Annotated in this window: 15 protein-coding genes; 11 read left to right on the forward strand and 4 right to left on the reverse strand. The window is 69.9% G+C overall.

The window, feature by feature from the left end; translation table 11 throughout:
• From ACWD0F_RS00715 to ACWD0F_RS00735, 5 genes are all read left to right on the forward strand, one after another.
• Positions 1-414, forward strand: a complete 414-nt coding sequence (locus ACWD0F_RS00715; protein ID WP_449871373.1) for a DUF1048 domain-containing protein — start codon at positions 1-3, stop codon at positions 412-414.
• Positions 414-1,223 (forward strand): ABC transporter ATP-binding protein, encoded by an 810-nt coding sequence (locus tag ACWD0F_RS00720; RefSeq protein WP_449871375.1) that lies wholly within the window; start codon positions 414-416, stop codon positions 1,221-1,223. Before ACWD0F_RS00715 ends, ACWD0F_RS00720 begins: the two co-directional genes overlap by 1 nt.
• Entirely contained in the window at positions 1,220-1,981 is a 762-nt protein-coding gene (locus tag ACWD0F_RS00725; RefSeq protein ID WP_449871377.1) for an ABC transporter permease, read from the forward strand. Before ACWD0F_RS00720 ends, ACWD0F_RS00725 begins: the two co-directional genes overlap by 4 nt.
• A gap of 105 nt (positions 1,982-2,086) precedes the next feature.
• Positions 2,087-3,286: a cytochrome P450 gene (locus ACWD0F_RS00730; protein WP_449871379.1), complete on the forward strand. Its 1,200-nt coding sequence runs from the start codon at positions 2,087-2,089 to the stop codon at positions 3,284-3,286.
• 96 nt (positions 3,287-3,382) lie between these two features.
• A complete protein-coding gene (locus ACWD0F_RS00735; RefSeq protein ID WP_449871381.1) occupies positions 3,383-4,192 on the forward strand; it encodes a class I SAM-dependent methyltransferase in 810 nt (269 codons plus the stop codon).
• A 130-nt stretch (positions 4,193-4,322) separates the two neighbouring features.
• On the opposite strand, the gene ACWD0F_RS00740 is transcribed toward ACWD0F_RS00735, so the two are convergent.
• Complete coding sequence (locus ACWD0F_RS00740) at positions 4,323-6,482, reverse strand: CBM35 domain-containing protein (protein WP_449871383.1); 2,160 nt, start codon at positions 6,480-6,482, stop codon at positions 4,323-4,325.
• A gap of 194 nt (positions 6,483-6,676) precedes the next feature.
• Between ACWD0F_RS00740 and ACWD0F_RS00745 the strand changes: the two genes are divergently transcribed.
• From ACWD0F_RS00745 to ACWD0F_RS00765, 5 genes are all read left to right on the forward strand, one after another.
• A complete protein-coding gene (locus ACWD0F_RS00745) occupies positions 6,677-7,675 on the forward strand; it encodes a LacI family DNA-binding transcriptional regulator (protein WP_449871385.1) in 999 nt (332 codons plus the stop codon).
• Between the two features lie 291 nt (positions 7,676-7,966).
• Complete coding sequence (locus ACWD0F_RS00750; protein ID WP_449871387.1) at positions 7,967-10,063, forward strand: glycoside hydrolase family 36 protein; 2,097 nt, start codon at positions 7,967-7,969, stop codon at positions 10,061-10,063.
• Between the two features lie 60 nt (positions 10,064-10,123).
• Positions 10,124-11,443, forward strand: a complete 1,320-nt coding sequence (locus ACWD0F_RS00755) for an ABC transporter substrate-binding protein (RefSeq protein WP_449871389.1) — start codon at positions 10,124-10,126, stop codon at positions 11,441-11,443.
• 70 nt (positions 11,444-11,513) lie between these two features.
• Positions 11,514-12,461 carry a carbohydrate ABC transporter permease gene (locus ACWD0F_RS00760; RefSeq protein WP_449871391.1) on the forward strand — a complete coding sequence of 316 codons (948 nt, stop codon included), beginning with the start codon at positions 11,514-11,516 and terminating at the stop codon, positions 12,459-12,461.
• The gene (locus tag ACWD0F_RS00765) at positions 12,458-13,333 is read left to right on the forward strand and encodes a carbohydrate ABC transporter permease (RefSeq protein ID WP_449871393.1); all 876 of its coding nucleotides are present in this window, start codon (positions 12,458-12,460) and stop codon (positions 13,331-13,333) included. The genes ACWD0F_RS00760 and ACWD0F_RS00765 overlap by 4 nt, the downstream gene beginning before the upstream one ends.
• A gap of 40 nt (positions 13,334-13,373) precedes the next feature.
• Here the strand turns inward: ACWD0F_RS00765 and ACWD0F_RS00770 are convergent, their stop codons facing one another.
• Both ACWD0F_RS00770 and ACWD0F_RS00775 read right to left on the reverse strand, forming a co-directional pair.
• On the reverse strand, positions 13,374-14,720 hold the full coding sequence (locus ACWD0F_RS00770; RefSeq protein ID WP_449871395.1) for a protein kinase domain-containing protein: 1,347 nt from the start codon (positions 14,718-14,720) through the stop codon (positions 13,374-13,376).
• 63 nt (positions 14,721-14,783) lie between these two features.
• Complete coding sequence (locus tag ACWD0F_RS00775; protein ID WP_449871397.1) at positions 14,784-15,281, reverse strand: Lrp/AsnC family transcriptional regulator; 498 nt, start codon at positions 15,279-15,281, stop codon at positions 14,784-14,786.
• Positions 15,282-15,462: 181 nt separating this feature from the next.
• Between ACWD0F_RS00775 and ACWD0F_RS00780 the strand changes: the two genes are divergently transcribed.
• Complete coding sequence (locus ACWD0F_RS00780) at positions 15,463-16,041, forward strand: dihydrofolate reductase family protein (protein WP_449871399.1); 579 nt, start codon at positions 15,463-15,465, stop codon at positions 16,039-16,041.
• A gap of 591 nt (positions 16,042-16,632) precedes the next feature.
• Here ACWD0F_RS00780 and ACWD0F_RS00785 read toward each other — a convergent pair.
• Positions 16,633-17,571 carry an alpha/beta hydrolase family protein gene (locus ACWD0F_RS00785; RefSeq protein ID WP_449871401.1) on the reverse strand — a complete coding sequence of 313 codons (939 nt, stop codon included), beginning with the start codon at positions 17,569-17,571 and terminating at the stop codon, positions 16,633-16,635.
• Positions 17,572-17,722: the final 151 nt, after the last annotated feature.

Genomic DNA, 17,722 nt, shown 5'->3' on the forward strand with positions numbered 1-17,722 from the left:
ATGGACGCAGAGTCGAACGAGTCGAAGAGCCGCGCCCGGCAGTTCCTGGAGGTGGTCACCGGGCCGCTGGAGGACAAGAGGCGCTGGCGGCAGTACAAGGCGCGCGTCAAGGCGCTTCCCGAGAACTATCGCATCGCGGTCGAAGCGCTGGAGCGGTACCTGATGCACTTCGGGCCGGGAGACGGCGCCGACGCGGCCTCGATGTACGAAGACCTCGCCGATCTGTTCGAGCAGAGCGCGGCGGACGGGACCCCGATCCGGGAGATCTTCGGGGAGGACCCCGTGGAGTTCGTCGAGGCGTTCATGCAGAACTACTCGATGGGGCGCTACATCAGCCGCGAGCGCAATCGGTTCACCAGCGCCATCTCGCGCGCCGCCGGTGAAGAGACCAGGAATGAAGACGGGACACTCTGATGACGACACAACAAGCCCAGGCGATTCGCGTGCAGGGCCTGGAGAAGTCCTACAAGGACCTGCGGGTGCTGCGCGGCGTGGACTTCGACGTGGCGCGGGGCAGCATCTTCGCCCTGCTCGGCTCCAACGGGGCGGGCAAGACCACGGTCGTGAAGATCCTGTCCACGCTGCTCAAGGCCGACGCGGGCACGGCCAGCGTCAACGGCCGGGACGTCGCCACGCGACCGGCGGACGTACGGGAGTCCATCAGCCTCACCGGGCAGTTCGCCGCCGTGGACGAGATCCTCAGCGGGCGGGAGAACCTCGTGCTGGTCGCCCGGTTGCGGCACCTCAAGGACCCGGGCAAGATCGCCGATGACCTGCTGGCGCGTTTCTCGCTGACCGAGGCGGGCGCGCGCAAGGCGTCGACGTATTCGGGTGGCATGCGCCGCCGCCTCGACATCGCGATGAGCCTCATCGGCGACCCGCCGGTCATCTTCCTCGACGAGCCGACCACCGGCCTCGACCCCCAGGCGCGCATCGAGGTGTGGCAGACCGTCAAGAAGCTCGCCGAGGGCGGCACGACCGTGCTGCTCACCACGCAGTACCTGGACGAGGCCGAACACCTCGCCGACCGGATCGCGATCCTGCACGAGGGCCGCATCATCGTCAACGGCACCCTGGCCGAGCTCAAGCAACTGCTGCCGCCGGCCAAGGTCGAATACGTCGAGAAGCAGCCGACCCTCGAAGACGTCTTCCTCACCCTCGTCGGCACGGACAGCACCGGCGAACACCGCATCTCGGTACAGACAAGTCAGGAATCACGATGAGCAAGCATTTCTTCGGCGACACCGCCATCCTGCTGGGACGATCCCTGCGCCACATCAGCCGCAGCCCCGACACCATCATCACGACCGCGATCATGCCGATCGCCATGATGCTGATGTTCGTCTACGTGTTCGGCGGCGCGATCAACACCGGGTCGGTCTCCTATGTGAACTACATGCTGCCCGGCATTCTGCTCATCACGGTCGCCTCGGGCATCGCCTACACCGCGTTCCGGCTCTTCACGGACATGAAGAGCGGCATCTTCGAGCGCTTCCAGTCCATGCCGACCGCGCGCTCGTCGGTGTTGTGGGCCCATGTGCTGACCTCGCTGATCGCCAACTCGATCTCGCTCGTGGTCGTCGTGCTCGTCGCCCTGCTGATGGGCTTCCGCTCCTCGGCGCCGGTGCAGACGTGGTTCGCGGTCGCCGGCATCCTGATCCTGTTCACCCTGGCGCTGACCTGGATCGCCATCATCCCCGGTCTTACGGCCAAGACGGTGGAAGGCGCGAGCGTGTTCTCCTACCCGCTGATCTTCCTGCCGTTCCTCAGCTCGGCCTTCGTGCCCACCGACACGATGCCCGGCCCGGTGCGCTTCTTCGCCGAGAACCAGCCGGTGACCTCCATCGTCAACGCCATCCGCGACCTGTTCACCCAGCAGCCGGTAGGCACCGACATCTGGATCGCCCTGGGATGGTGTGCCGGCATCCTCGTCGTCGCCTACGCCTTCGCCATGAGGACCTACCGCCGCAAGATCTCCTAGCCAGGCCGTGTTGATCGAGTCCGCCCTGGTGCAGATCGGCGTGGAGCAGAGCGCCCCGCAAGAAGATACCCGCAGCTTCCGAGCTTTAGTCCGAGGAGAATGATCATGGTTTACACCGTCGAGACGATGCCGACCGCGCGTCAGTCCGGCTGTCCCTTCGACCCGCCCAAGGAGCTGACCGAGGCCCGCGAGCACGGCCCGATCAGCCGCTTCCCCTTCCCCGGCGGGCATCAGGGCTGGCTGGTCACCGGCTATGACCTGGTCCGGTCGGTGCTGGCCGACCCGCGCTTCAGCTCGCGCAGGGAGTTCATGCGCCACCACCCGCTGGTCGACTACGGTGACATCGAGGTGCCTGCGGCGCCGCCCGGTGAGTTCCTGCTGATGGACGAGCCGCAGCACGGCCGCTACCGCAAGCCGCTGGTGGGCAAGTTCACCGTCCGGCGGATGCGGCTGCTCACCGAGCGGGTCGAGCAGGTCACCGCCGAGCACCTGGACGCGATGGACAAGGCCGGCCCGTCAGCCGACCTGGTCACCGCCTTCGCCAAGCCCATCCCCGCCATCATCATCTGTGAGCTGCTGGGCGTCCCGTACGAGGACCGGGGCTCCTTCCAGGACAACATCGACAAGTTCCTCGGCGGCGAGGTCGGCGACGACGAACTGATCGCGGCCTACATCGCGACCCAGAGCTACCTCGCCGAGCTGGTGGCCGCCAAGCGCGCCAACCCCACCGACGACCTGCTCAGCGACCTGACCGACGGCGACCTGACCGACGAGGAGCTCAAGGGCATGGCCCTGATCCTGCTGTCGGCCGGATTCGACACCACCGCGAACATGCTGGCCCTGGGCACCTTCGCACTGCTGCAAAACCCCGAGCAGATGGCCGCGCTGCGCGACAACCCCGCGCTCACCGACAAGGCCGTGGAGGAGCTGCTGCGGTATCTGAGCGTCGCCAAGCAGTTCATGCGGACGGCGCTGGAGGACATCGAGCTCGGCGGCCAGACCATCAAGGCCGGCACGACGGTCATCCTGTCTCTCAGCACCGCCAACCGCGACCCCGAGCGCTTCACCAACCCGCACGCGCTCGACCTCGCCAGGCAAGACGGCGGGCACCTGGCCTTCAGCCACGGCATCCACCAGTGCCTGGGCCAGCAGCTGGCCCGCGTCGAGCTGCGCGTCGCACTCCCCGCGCTGCTCAACCGCTTCCCCACCCTGCGGCTGGCCGTCCCGGCCGACGAGGTCGCCCTGCGCCCCGAGACCGCGGACATCTACGGGGTCAAGAGCCTCCCGGTCACCTGGGACGCCTGACCGCACGCCGGCACCTGGTGGGGCCGCGCCCGGTCCCGCCACCGCCGGCAGCCGAAATGGCGCGGTTTTGACCTGCTTCGAGCGTAACGTGTGCCCATGGAGAAGATCGATCTCACCGGCGCGCCCGCCACCATGCTGGCCACTCTGTACGCCAAGGCCGCCGACGCCCAGTCCCCCGACTCGGTCCTGCACGACACGATGGCCCTGGACGTACTCGGCAAGATCGACTTCGACTTCACCAAGGTCGGCATCAAGCCCGGCGACGCGGCCACGGTGGCGATCCGCAGCCTGCACTTCGACACCTGGACCCGGGAGTTCCTCCAGGCCCATCCCGAGGCCGTCGTGCTCCACCTCGGCTGCGGCATGGACACCCGCGTCTACCGGGTCGACCCGGGGCCGTCGGTGCGCTGGTACGACGTGGACTACCCCGACGTCGTCGAGCTGCGCCGCAAGCTCTTCCCCGAACGCGCCGGCTACGAACTGATCGCCTCCTCGGTCACTCCGCCCACCTGGCTGGATCAGGTCCCCGGCGACCTGCCGGTGCTCGTCGTGGCCGAAGGGCTGACCATGTACCTGCATCAGGAGGAAGGCCGCGAACTGCTGCGGCGCGTCGTCGAGCGCTTCCCCTCCGGCCAGCTCGTCTTCGACGCCTTCAGCACCCGCGGCATCAAGATGCAGAAGATCAACAAGCCGGTCCAGGTCGCCAAGGCCACCCTGTACTGGGGCGTCGACGGCGCGGACGAGCTCGTCTCGATCCACCCCCGCCTGCGCTGCACCGACACCGTCAGCGCCTTCGACCTCCAGGGCTACGAGCACCTCCGCGCGGCACACCGGGCCATGGTCCGGATCGCCCGGAAGCTGCCCTTCATGCGGCGCATGGCCGTCATGTACCGCCTGGAGTTCTGAGCCTCGCGATCACCGGCGTGCTGGTCCGGGTCTTCGCGACCGGTGCGGGCGCGCCGCCGCCGACGGGTCTGGTTCTTCGCGACCGGTGCGGGCGCGCCGCCGCGTACGGCACGCCCGCACCGCCGCCGGTTCAGCCGAGGGCCGCGGCGATCTGGATCCGGTCCAGGTCGGGCGCGAAGCCCGCCGAGGCGTTGCCGAACCTGATCGTGTTGCCGCCGGCCCGCAGGTCCACGTCCACCACGGTGGTCCGGAAGTTGGACCAGCCCAGGGTGTTGCGGAAGAAGACCCGCTGGGCGGTCCCGCCGTTGACGCTGATGTCGGCGTACCGGTCGACGATGTTGTTGTTGTAGTTGGTCGCCCCCTCACCGAGTTCGCCGTTGGCGTAGGTGACCACCATGCGATAGCGGCCCGCGGCCGGCGCCGTGACGTTGTTGAACTGCAGGGTGTTGGCGGCACCGGCGCCGACCCAGCCGACGTATGAGCCGCCGGACGCGGCGCCGTTGGCGCCGGTCGCGGCGGTGCCGCCGCGGGTGTTGGCGGCGCTCTCGGCCTCGTAGGCGGTCACGGTGCCGCTGGTCGGGGTGACGTCGATGTAGTCGACGTTGACCGCGTCCCGGTCGTCGCCGGTGTAGGCCTCGACCGCGATCCGGTTGACGCCCGCCGCCAGGTAGACCTTCCGGGTGACGGTGTTCCAGGCGTCCCAGGTGGGCGTGCCGGGCAGCGCGAGGTCGGTGAGCGGCGAGCCGTTGAGCCGGAGCCGGATCGACCGGTCCGCGGGCGCGCCGCCGAAGGGGCCTGCGGAGTAGCGCAGCGCCACGTTGTAGTAGCCGTTGTCGGGTGCGGTCACCACGAATCTGGTGCTCGCGTCGGCACTGCCGCCGTAGCCCTCGGCGAAGGAGGTGCCGGAGTAGCCGGTGCCCGCGCCGTAGGTCACGGCCGCCGTGCCCCCGAGCGCCGCGTACTCGGCCTCGTAGCGCGTGGCCGAGGCGACCGGTGACAGGTCCTTGTCCGGCGTGACGATCATCTGGTACGCGGCCGAGCCGTTGAGGCCGGTCAGCGGCACGGTGAACTGACCGTCGACGACCGGGTAGTCCCCTTCGTGCACCCGGGAGGGACCGGTGGAGGGGGCCAGGCCGGAGCTGTTCACGCCCCACACGGTCACATGGACGCGGTTGCCCAGGTAGGCGGCCGAGCCGAGCCCGCGCACCACGAGGTCGGCGGCGTAGGTGCCGTTGACGTCGAGGTTGCCGCCGAAGATCACGCGCGCCTGCTTCCGGCCCGCGTCCAGCGATGCCAGGCCCTGCAGCGGGCCGTTCTGGGAGGGCGGGGTGACCCGGACGGTGTGCCCGGTCAGCTCGCCGTACCACTTGTACAACCACCAGCCGCCGGTGGCCCGGTTGTTCTGGGTGACCAGGTCGTTCAGCGAGCCCGCGGTCGTCCAGTAGGCCAGGCAGGCGTCGACCTTGCTGTTCTCGAACCTGGTGACGAACTGCACCAGGTTGCCCGGGACGCCGAGGTCCCCGGAGAACCGGCCGTACTCGTTGATCACGATGGGCCGCGGGCTGACACCAAGGCTCGCCTCGATGGCCCGGTAGTCGTTGTAGTGGTCGTACCAGCCGGTGAAGAAGTCGTCGCCGAGCTCGTGCCAGGTGGTGGCCTGGGGCAGCACGTTGTTGTCGCGGGCATAGGTGAGGAACGAGCGCAGCTGCCCGGAGTTGTAGCGGGAGATGTTCGGACCGGCGATGCGCGCCTGCGGGTCGATCGAGCGGATCTTCTGGTAGGTCAGGCGCCAGTCGCCGAGGAATCGGGTGAAGTCGCCCCCGTACCAGATCGCGTCCGGCTCGTTGAACGGGACGTACACGAAGGAGGCGCGGTGGGGGTGCGCGACCACCTTCCGCACCATCGTGTCGATCTTGGCGAGATAGTCGTTGATGCCCAGGTTGTCGTACGGCCACTGTTTGTAGACGTCCTGCAGGTAGATCTGGATATCGCGACCGCCGGTGCGCTTGAACTGGTCGGCGATCCGCAGCGCGTCCCCGTTGGGGTGCTGCAGCCCGTCGGGCGCCTTCTGCGCGGTGACCTGCGGCTTGAGCGCGGCCAGCATGGTGTCGGTGGGGACGCCGTCATCGCCGAGGCCGTAGAGGAATCCGGTCGCGCCGTACTTCAGCGCTCCGGTGCCGGCGGCCAGGTCGACGGTGAGCGCGGGGGCGGCGGACGCGGGTGTGGCCGGCAACGAGCACGCGAGCAGCATGGCGACGGCGGCGATCAGTTGTGCGCGTCTGGATAACAAGGCGGTTGTCTCCTGACGGGTGACGGGGGCGGGGGTATCAGCAAAATGTGACCGGTCACAAATGCGGAGTGTGACTGTTACCCGGGGCCGGGTAAAGGGGCTGTTGTCATTTCGTTACCTGGGGCCGGGCCTACCATGGGACGGTGACCTCGACTCCTCGACGCGCGTCTCGCTCCACCGCCCGCGTTGGGGCCGTGCCCAGCATCCGAGACGTCGCCGCCGCCGCCGGGGTGTCCTACCAGACCGTCTCCCGCGTGCTCAACGAGTCGCCGCGGGTCCGGCCGGAAACGCGCACCGCCGTGCAGGCGGCCATCGAGCAGCTCGGGTTCCGGCCCAGCCGGGCCGCCCGCGCGCTCAGCCTGGGCCGCGGCCGCGGCATCACCGTGGTGACCTCCAACACCGTCCTGTACGGCTACGCCGCCACCCTCCAAGGGATCGAGGAGGCCGCCCGCGCCGCCGGGATGGCCATGGGCATCCGGGTGGTGGAGTCGGCCGAGCCCGCCGAGGTGAAGCAGACCGTCGACTACGTGAGCGACGCCAGCGCCGGGGGCGTGGTGGTGATCGCGTTCGACCCGATGGGCGTCGCGGTGCTGGAGGCGCTGCCGGAGCAGGTGCCCGCCGTCGCCGCCGCCGAGCCGGCCGCGCCCGACCGGGGGCGCATCGCGATCGCGCTGGACGAGCGGAGCGCCGCGGCCGACGCCACCGGGCACCTGCTGGAGCTGGGCCATCGCACGGTGCACCACGTCGCGATCCCGTCGGAGGGCGGCTCCAGCGGGCGGCTCGGCGGCTGGCGCGACGCGCTGCGGCAGGCCGGCGCGGAGGTCCCCGAGGTCTTGGGATGCGGCTGGGACATCGGCTCGGCCTACCGGGCCGGACAACGACTGGCGGCGGAGCCGGACGTCACCGCGATCCTGTGCGGCAACGACGACATCGCCCAGGGAGTGCGCCGGGCGCTGTACGACGCGGGCAAGGACGTCCCCGGCGACGTGAGCGTCGTCGGCTTCGACGACATCCCCGGCTCGGCCTACTGGACACCCGCGCTGACGACCGTGCGGATGGATTTCGCGGGGCTGGGGCGGGCCTGTTTCCACGCGGCGGTCGCGGAGCTGACGGGGCAGGCCCAGCCTGAGCCGGCCCTGGTGCTGCCGAGCCTGGTGGTGCGCGAGTCCACCGCGCCTCCGCCGCATTCCTGAACCTTGGTGGCGCGTGAGCCCACCGCGCCTCCGCCGCATTCCTGAACCTTGGTGGCGCGTGAGCCCGCCGCGCCTCCGCCGCATTCCTGAACCTTGGTGGCGCGTGAGCCCGCCGCGTTCTGAAACCTGAAGGTAACAATCACGCAAAGAGGTCTTCCCTCAGCAGGATGTGACCGCTCACACTAGCGCTCAGATGAATGTGACCGGTCACATGACGATGGTCGCCGCTCGGGCAGAGGTGTACGCCCTGGACACCCCGAGTGCGTCCCACCTCGGGGAAGAGAGATCTTGATGCCTGCTGACGTCGTTGAAACCCTGCGCTGGGGCCATTCCGGCCTCGTGGCGGTGGTGGAGATCCACCCGGATCGTCCCGTGTCGCTGCGCGAACTGTCGGCGGGACCGTCCGCCGCGCCGGCGCGGGTGTCGCAGCCGCTGGTGGAGGTGCTGGTGCCGGGCGAGGGCCGGTCCCAGGTCTCCCAGCGGTTGTCGGAGACGGCGGTGGGCAGCCGGCTGCGCTACACGGGCGCCGAGCAGTCGACCGCCGGCGGCTGGCACGAGTTGCGCATCCGGATGCGGGACGAGGTCTCCGGGCTGGGCGTGGAGCAGACGCTGCGTTCCCGTGACGGGGTGGCGGCCGTGCAGGCGTCGGTCCGGGTGACCAACCTGGGCGACCGGCCGGTGCTGCTCCTGGCCGTCACCTCCTTCGCCGCCGGCTTCCTCGGGCGGCCGGTGCGCGAGCTGGACGTGCTGCACGCCGCCAGCGAGTGGCTGGGCGAGAGCCGCTGGGTCCGGCAGCCGCTCAGCGATCACGTCGCCGACCTCGGCCTGGCCGAGCACGGCCAGCACGGGCGGGGCGCGTTCGCGCTCACCAGCTCGGGCACCTGGTCGAGCGGGCGGCACGTGCCGATGGGCGGCCTGACCGACGGGCGTACCGGCCAGACGTGGTTGTGGCAGATCGAGCACAACGGCCCGTGGCGGTGGGAGGCCGGCGACCGGCTGGACGGCGCGTACGTCTCCCTGTCCGGGCCGACCGACATCGACCACCAGTGGAACGAGCTGCTCGCGCCCGGTGAGTCGTTCACGACCGTGCCCGTCTCGATCGCCGTCTCGGCGGACGGCGTGGCGGGCGCGGCGGCGGCGCTGACCGCGCACCGCCGCGGGCTGCTGCGCCCCCACCCCGACCGCCCCGCGCTGCCCGTCGTGTTCAACGACTACATGAACACGCTGATGGGCGACCCGACGACGGACAAGCTGCTGCCGCTGATCGACGCCGCCGCCGCGACCGGCGCGGAGATCTTCTGCGTCGACGCCGGCTGGTACGACGACGGTGGCGACTGGTGGGACAGCGTGGGCGAGTGGCTGCCCTCCCAGACCCGCTTCCCGCGCGGCCTGGAGGAGGTGCTCGCCCGCATCACCGCCCGCGGCATGACGCCCGGCCTGTGGCTGGAGCCGGAGGTGATCGGCGTCCGCAGCCCGATGGCCGACAAACTGCCCGCCGAGGCGTTCCTCCAGCGCGCCGGCGAGCGGGTCGCCGAGCACGGCCGCTACCACCTGGACCTGCGCCACCCCGCCGCCGTCGCGCATCTGGACCAGGTGGTGGACCGGCTGGTGGAGGAGCTGGGCGTCGGCTACTTCAAGCTGGACTACAACATCAACCCCGGCGCGGGCACCGACCTCGACGCCACCAGCGTCGGCGCCGGGCTGCTCGCGCACAACCGGGCCCACCTGGCCTGGCTGGACGGCGTCCTGGACCGGCATCCGCACCTGGTGCTGGAGAACTGCGGATCCGGCGCGATGCGCATGGACTACGCGATGCTCTCGCGCCTGCAGTTGCAGTCCACCAGCGACCAGCAGGACTTCCTGCGCTACCCGCCGATCGCGGTCGCCGCGCCGCTGTCCATGCTGCCCGAGCAGGCCGCCAACTGGGCCTACCCGCAGCCCGGGATGACGGACGAGGAGATCGCCTTCACCATGTCCACCGGCATCCTGGGCCGCCTCTACCTGTCCGGCAACCTGAACCGGATGAACGACGCCCAGCTCGACCTGGTCCGGGAGGGCGTCCGGCTGCACCAGGGCCTCCGCCCCGGCCTCCTGGGTGCCACGCCGTGCTGGCCGCTCGGCCTGCCCGGCTGGGACGACCCCTGGCTCGCCCTCGGCCTGCGCGCCGGGGAGTCCACCCACGTGGGGATCTGGCGCCGGCCCGGAGCCGCCGACAACACCGTGCTCTCCCTTCCCCACCTGTCCGGGCGCGACCTGAGCGTGGAGATCGCCTACCCCGCGGCAGCGGGGGGCTGGACGCACTCCTGGAACCCCCGGACCGCAGAACTCACCGTCACTACGTCGCTCCCCGCCCCTACCGCCCGCATCCTGCACCTTCGTCCCCGCTAACCCCCCAAACGGGACATTCGACACGATAGGTGGCTTAAAATGCATAAAAGGAATCCCACTGTGAAGCTTGTCAAGTGTGCCGCCGTCGCGATCACCGTCACTCTGGCGGTCGCGGCCTGCAGCGATCCCTCCGCCGGGCCCGCCACGCCCGCCGCCGGCAGCTCCCCCGCCGCCTGGCCCGCGCCCACCGAGCGCCTGGAGGGCACGACCCTCACCATCTGGGCCGCCCAGAACAGCAACACCATGCCCAAGGCCGTCACCGACGCCTTCACCCAGGCCACCGGTGCCAAGGTCGAGATCGTCACCATCCCCGACCCGTACGAGCAGAGCGTCCAGACCAAGGTGGCCACCGGCGACAAGCCCGACCTGGCGTTCTGGCAGCCCACGGCGTCGATGCTCACCGCGCTCAACGCCCGCACCAACCTCCAGCCGCTCGACGGCGCGCCCTGGATCTCCACGCTCGCACCCGAGTTGCGCGACATCACCGGCCTGCTGGACAAGACCCGCTACGCCGCGCTCGTCACCAGCCCGGCCGTCGAGGGCGTCTACTACAACAAGGAGGTCTTCGCGGCCAACGGCCTGACCGCACCGCCGAAGAACTTCGACGAGCTGATCGAGGCCGCGCGCACGCTCAAGGGCAAGGGCGTCACCCCGTTCTTCGAGATGGCCGGCGACAAGTGGGGCACCCAGTGGTGGGTGCAGGTCCAGCTCGCCGACGCCGCCCGCGACGGGCTGTGGGACCGGATCAACACCGGCAAGGAGACCTTCGAGGACAAGACCGTCCTGGACTCGATCAAGAAGTACCGGGCGCTGATCGACGAGGGCCTGTTCAACGCCGACATCAAGACCGCCACCTTCGAGGACCAGGGCGACGCGCTGCTGTCCGGCAAGGCCGCCATGGCCGTCCAGGTGAACTCGTTCTTCGGCCAGCTCCAGGCCAAGGCCGACACCGCGGAGCTGGACAAGAAGATCGGCTTCTTCCCCATCTCGCCGTCCGGCAACGTGGGCACGTTCATCCCTGACCAGTCCAACGCGCTGGTCGCCTTCCGGACCGGCGACGCGAAGCGTGAGGCCGCCGCCCGCCAGCTCCTGGCCTACTGGATGGGTCCCGGCTACGCCGGTTTCGCCGCCGACCGCAAGACCGTCTCCCTCCGGTCCGACGTGCCCACCCCCGCAGGCGTGCCGCAGGCGCTGCTGGACGTGCACGCCTCGCTCGGCAAGTCCGTCGGCTCCATGCAGGCGCTCGCCGTGGCCAACCCCGACCTCTACCTGAACCTGGCCGACATGATCACCGGCAGCCTGACCCCCGAGCAGGTGGCCGCCGCCACCCAGAAGCAGTTCGCCCAGCTCGCCAAGGCGGCCGGGGCCACCGGCTTCTGATCCAACCCGCCCGGCGGGAGGCCGCCCGGCCTCCCGCCCCCGCCCCATCCCACCGATCAAGGAGCCGCTCGTGCCGACCGGTCAGGAGACGCTCACCCGCCCGTCCGACGAACGCCGAGCGCCGGCCAAGCGGCGCCCGCCCGTGACGGCCGGGCGCAACCGCACCCACCCGATGTGGTTCCTCGCGCCGGCTTTCGCGATCCTGTTCGTGTTCTTCTTCCTGCCGACGCTGTTCAACTTCATCTACGCCTTCACCGACTGGTCCAGCTTCAAGAGCGGCATCCGGCCCGTGGGCTTCGACAACCTCAGCTACCTGCTGTCGGACGGCACGCTGTTCAGCGCCCTGCGCATCACCGTCATCTACGCCGCGCTGGTGGCGCTGCTGCAGAACCTGTTCGGCTTCGGCCTGGCCGTCCTGCTGGAGAAGGACACCTGGCTGAACCGCACCGCCCGCCTGGTCTTCCTCATCCCGGTGCTGATGTCCGCCCTGGCCGTCGGCTACGTCTTCCAGGCCCTGCTCAAGCCGGACGGCAGCCTCAACGACCTGCTTTCGGCCCTGACCGGGGAGCCGGTGAGCATCGCCTGGCTGGGCAGCACCACCTGGACCCTCCCGCTGGCCGCGGTCATCCACGCCTGGAAGTGGATGGGCTTGTCCATGCTCATCTACCTGGCCGGGCTCAAGACCATCCCGCAGGACGTCACCGAGGCCGCCCGCATCGACGGCGCCACCGGCCGGCAGGCGTTCTGGTCGGTCCGCTTCCCCCTCCTGGCTCCCGCCATCACCTTCAACGTCGCCACCGCGCTGCTCGGCTCCATGAACGGCTTCGACATCGTCCAGGCGCTCACCGGCGGCGGACCCGCCCGCAGCACCGAGATCCTCAACATCTTCATCTACCGCACCTTCGGCCAGGGACTGTTCGCCCAGGCCACCGCCATGAGCCTGGTGCTGTTCGTGGTGGTCGCCCTGCTGGCCGTCCCCGTCATCTACATCCTGCGCAAGAGGGAGGAGATCCTGTGACCGTCCCCGCCTTCGGCGCCCGCGCTCACCGCCGCGCCCCGCTGCACCGGCCCCGCGGTCTCGCCGCCCGGCTACGTCCCTTCGCCGTCGTCGCGCTCGCCGTGCCCGTCATGGGCGTGCCGTTGTGGCTGGTCGTCGTCACCGCCGCCAAGTCGCAGAGCGAGGCGCTGTCGCCGGACCTGTCCCTGCCGTCGCGCTGGCAGCTCTGGGAGAACCTCGTTCAGGTCTGGCAGCAGGGCGAGGTCCCCTCGGCCTTCCTCGGCAGCCTGCTCATCGTCGTGCCCTCGGTCGCGCTGGTGCTCACGGTCGGCTCCATGGCCTCCTGGATCCTCGCCCGCCGGGCCAGCAGGCTCAACGCCGTGCTGTACGCGCTGGCCATCAGCGGGATCGTGCTCCCGCCCGCCGTCGTCACCATCGTGCTCCTGCTGCGCCAGCTCGGCCTGGCAGGCAGCCCCGTGGGCATGATCGGCGTCTACGCCGGCATCTACATGTCCACCGTCATCTTCTTCGTCACCGGCTTCGTCCGCACCGTGCCGGTGTCGATCGAGGAGGCGGCCCGCATGGACGGAGCGGGTCCGGTCCGGGTGTTCGTCACGGTCATCCTGCCCCTGCTGCGGCCGGTGCTGGCCACCGCGACCATCCTCATCTGCCTGTACGTGTGGAACGACGTCTTCTACGCCTTCTTCGTCGTCGGCGGCCGCCTCGACACCCTGCCGCTGAACCTGTTCCAGGTCGCCAACGCCGGCCTCTATCTCAACAACTGGCACCTGATCTTCGCCTACGTCATCCTCATGAGCCTGCCGCTGCTGATCGTCTTCGCCGTCGCCCAGCGGAAGATCATCTCCGGGATCACCGGCGGCGCCGTCAAGTAACAGCGGTGTACGTCGTGTCGCCGATGCGGCTACGACCTGATCATTTGTGCCCCTTGCCGCCGCCTTTGCCGGGCGGGTGGAGCTTGTGCCCGTGTTTGCCCTTGCCCGCGGTCTTCTTCGCCGGACCCGGCGGCACGGAATCCGCCGCCGCCGGGCCGCGGGCGGGCCGGTCGGCCTGGTGCCGGGTGGCCGAAGTGCCGCGTTCGACGGACACGGGCTCTACCTGCAGGCTCGCGGAGGGAGAGGCCGGGGCCGTAGTGGCAGGCGGGTCGGCGTGAGGCCGCTCGGCGGCGGACTGGCCTGACCAGGCGGTGGCCGCCAGCGCACCGGCGATCAACACGGTCACCGCCGCTGCGGGCCGCGTGGACCTGGTCCCGAGCCGCCATGCCACCAAGGACCTCTTCGAGGCCATCGAGCGCGGCGACCGGCGCCCGGCCGGATCGGCGGCGGGCCGGCTCGTTCCGGAGGCTTGGCCGGCGGGATCGGGCGGCGGCGCGGGTGTGCTCGGCACCGACGCCATGGCGCCGGTGACCGGAAGTTGCTCGATGGACGGGACGGCGACGCGATGCAGCTGCCGCCGGGCCTCGTCGATGCCGGTGCGGCGGGCCGGGTCCTTGGCCAGCAGGCCGGTGATGAGGGGCGCCAGCGGGCCGGCGAGTTCGAAGGGGGCCGGGTCGGCGGTGAGGACGGCGCTGATGATGCCCAGGGCGTTGCCCTGCCCGAACGGGCAGCGACCCTCGACCGCGGCGTACAGCGTGACGCCCAGCGACCACAGATCGCTCGCGGCCATCGCGGCCGCGCCGTGGCCGCGTTCGGGGGCGATGTAGGCCGGGGTGCCGACCACGATCCCCGTCTCGGTGAACCCCAGGTCGGCCGGCTGCTCCAGGCTGGTGGCCAGGCCGAAGTCGGTCAGCACCGCGTGCCGGCCGCCGTCGTCCATGAGGATGTTGGCGGGCTTCACGTCGCGGTGCACGATGCCGGCGGCGTGTGCCACCCGCAACGCCTCCAGCACCTGAAGGCCGATCCCGGCCACGGTGGCGGGCGGCAGGGGTCCTCGTGCGGCCAGCACGTCGGCGAGGGTGGGGGCGCGGACCAACTGCAGCACGATCCACGGCCGCTCGTCGGCCTCCACCACGTCGTAGACGGCCGCGATGTGGGGATGGGACAACCGGGCGGCCAGCCGGGCCTCGCTCATCGTGCGGCGCAGCATCGCCGCACGTTCGCACGGCGGCTGCTGGTCCAGCGTGAGCTCCTTGACGGCGACCGGGCGATCGAGCAGCTCGTCGTGGCCGCGCCAGACTCTGCCCATGCCGCCCCGGCCGAGCTCGGTCTGCAGCCGGTAGCGGCCGGCCAGCAACCAACCCCGATAATTCTCCGAAGCGGACATAACGTGCGGACTACCCGGTGAAGACTCCCCCATGCGCCGCCTGGGTCACGGTCGCCGGGCCGTCTACCCCTCGTGCCGCGGTTCGGACAGGGAGAAGGTGAGGTCGGCCTTGATGGTGTCGAACACCAGAAGGGTCTCGTAACGCCTGATGTTGTCGTCGCTCTTGAACAGGCGATCCCCCAGCCGGCTGCATTCGCGCATGCTCCTGGCCGTCAGGACGACCACGTAGTCCCACGGTCCCGCGACCCGGTGACACTGCTGGACCTGCGGGTCGGAGCTCATGCGGTCGGCGAAGGCGTGGTGGTGCTCGAATGACTCCTGGACGAGGGTCACCAGGACCACGGCCAGCACGGCGGAGCCGAGACGATGCGGGTCCAGGACGGCGACCTGCCGGGTGATGAGCCCGTCCCTGCGGTAGCGGGCGATCCTCCGCTGGACGGCACTCGGCGACAACCCCACCTGCTCGCCGAGGTCGAACAGGGTGCGGTCGGCATTGTGCTGCAGCAGGTCGAGCAGGTGCGCGTCGATGTCGTCCAGCCGGAGAGGCACCGGTTCGGGCATGCAAAATTATTGCGCTCTGGCGCAAGAATTCTCAATCGCTTTGACTACGTATCCGATTAGTGTCGCCATGCCTGGCGAAAACGGCATCCATGGATCTGGACGTTATTCCTTCGGGTGGCCTTGGCCCCTCGCGCCGAGCCGGGCAGCACTTGACAACGTCGAATGAAGGAGAACATCCGTCATGTCTTCGACCGTGCTGTATATGTCCATGTCACTCGACGGCTACGTCGCCGGCCCCAACGAAGGGCCAGGCAATGGGCTGGGGGACGGCGGAGAGCGTCTCCACGACTGGTCCGGAGGCGTTGAGGCCGAACAGCTCGACGACGGCGACCGCGAGGTCCTTGACGACTTCCTCTCCACCGGAGCGGTGATCGCCGGCCGCGGGACCTTCGAACCGGCCGAAGGCTGGGGCGGCGACCATCACGACGGCGTGCCCATCTTCATCCTCAGCCGCCATCAGCCCGCCCCCGCATACGCGCACTGGCCCGCCGTCACTTACCTGAGCGATCTCAAGGAGGCTGTGCGTCGGGCCAAGGAGGCGGCCGGCGAGAAGAACGTCCTGGTCCACGGCGTAGGCACCGCCTCTCGTTGCCTACGGGCGGGGCTTCTGGACGAGATACAGATCCACCTGGTCCCGGTCCTGCTCGGTGCGGGCCGCCGGCTCTTCGAACATCTCGCGGCGGAGCACGTCGAGCTGGAGACCCTCCGGGTCATCCGGGGCCGGGAAGCCACACACCTGCGCTATCGCGTCCGCCGATGACCCGCCCCGGCCTGTGCAGGTGATGGGGCTGCGAGCTCGTCTCACGCAGCCTCCGCTCTGACCGCCAGATGTCACGCGCTGGACGGATATCAGCCACGTCCCTTTCGCCGCGTCCGGTCACCCCTGCCGGTTCCCATCGGCTGCGCACGAGGGGCACGTACAACCCTGGTCTACCCGAGATACAACGACGGGTTGATGTGCCCCGCCCCGCGCCTTCACTAGTGTGGCCGCCCATGAGATCCGTCCTGCGAGCCGGTCTGCGAATGCTCGTCGTCGTGCTGATGACGATCACGTGCGCCGCTGTGGGCCGGCCGGCGCCACGGCGAGTTCGATCTCGCTCGGTCTCGACCGCGACTTCGCCGACCCGAGCTTCATCGAGGTCGGCGGCGCCTTCTACGCCTTCGCCACGGGCAACGGCTTTCCGGTGGCCACGCGCGCGTCTGCCCGCCGAACGGGCGCGGAGTGCTCGACCCCTCGCCCATCGGCTGGGGCGCCAACGACCTCACCCCACGCGTTCACTAGTGCCGGCCCGCGTTGATCCTACGGGGGGTCGCTGGGCGGCCGAAGGCGTGTTATTTCAACCGCCGAGGGTCACTTGCTGTCCAGCCGCCCCAGCGCGTGGGCCTCGGCGAGGGCGGACCGGGCCATCTGCCAGTCGGTGTGGTCGATGCCGGTGATGTGGCGTAGGTAGGCGAGGGTGACCTGCTGGACGAGGGCGACGCGGCTGGGGTCCTCGTCGGTGGTCTCTGCTGCCCGGTAGCCGGAGATGCCGCCAAGGAAGTGCTCGCCGCCGTAGACGGTGAGCAGGCTCTTGTTGCCGCGGCTGAGGGTGTAGGGGTCGCTTGTCCAGGCGGGTCCTCGGGTGGTGAGCGGGAGATCGTCCTTGTCGCCGGCGACCACCAGTCCGGGGGCGGTGATGTGAGAGAAGTCCTGGTCGCGGAGCCAGGGAAGGTTCTCGTGGGCGAAAGGGGTCAGTTCGTCGCCGCCCTTGCCGGCCGTGGCCAGTTGGATGCTGGCCATGACCCGGGAGTCGGACAGGTCATCGGCGGTGCCGGTCTGGGGGTCGGTGACGCGCAGACCTACCAGGATGCCCGCGGTCTGGCCTCCGAAGGAGTGGCCCGCCGCGACGATGCGGCTGTGGTCGACCCGGCCGGACAGGCCGGGCACGGATGCCTCCAGCGGCTTGAGCTCATCCAGGATGCGCTTCATGTCCTGCACGCGGTAGCGCCACAGGTGGGGCCTGCGGGAGTCGTCCGCGGCGATGGCGACCCGCTCGGAGTCGAGATGCGTGGCTTGGATCACCACGAAGCCATGAGAGGCCCAGTGGTCGACCAGCGGTGCGTAGCCGTCCAGGTCGGACCCGAATCCGTGTGCGAAGAGCACGATCGGCAGGCGTGTGCCAGTGAGCGGTGCGGAAACGCGTACGTGCAGGTCCTGGCCGCGCTGGGGGGCGGGCAGCACGATCGGCTTGACCGTCACGGTCGGGGTGGGAGCGGGGCCGGTGAGGCCGGTCGCCTGGTGGGTGGTCACGTGCGTGCTTCTTTCCGATGTGGTGCGGGTGGCGGGTCAGGTGATCTTGAGGTTGAGGATGCGTCCGGCGTTGATCCGTGACATATCGGGCGAAACTCCCGGAGTCATGTCAGCTACGCTAAAACTTGACGTCGACGTCAAAGGCAAGTCG

Source organism: Nonomuraea sp. NPDC002799, assembly GCF_053592075.1.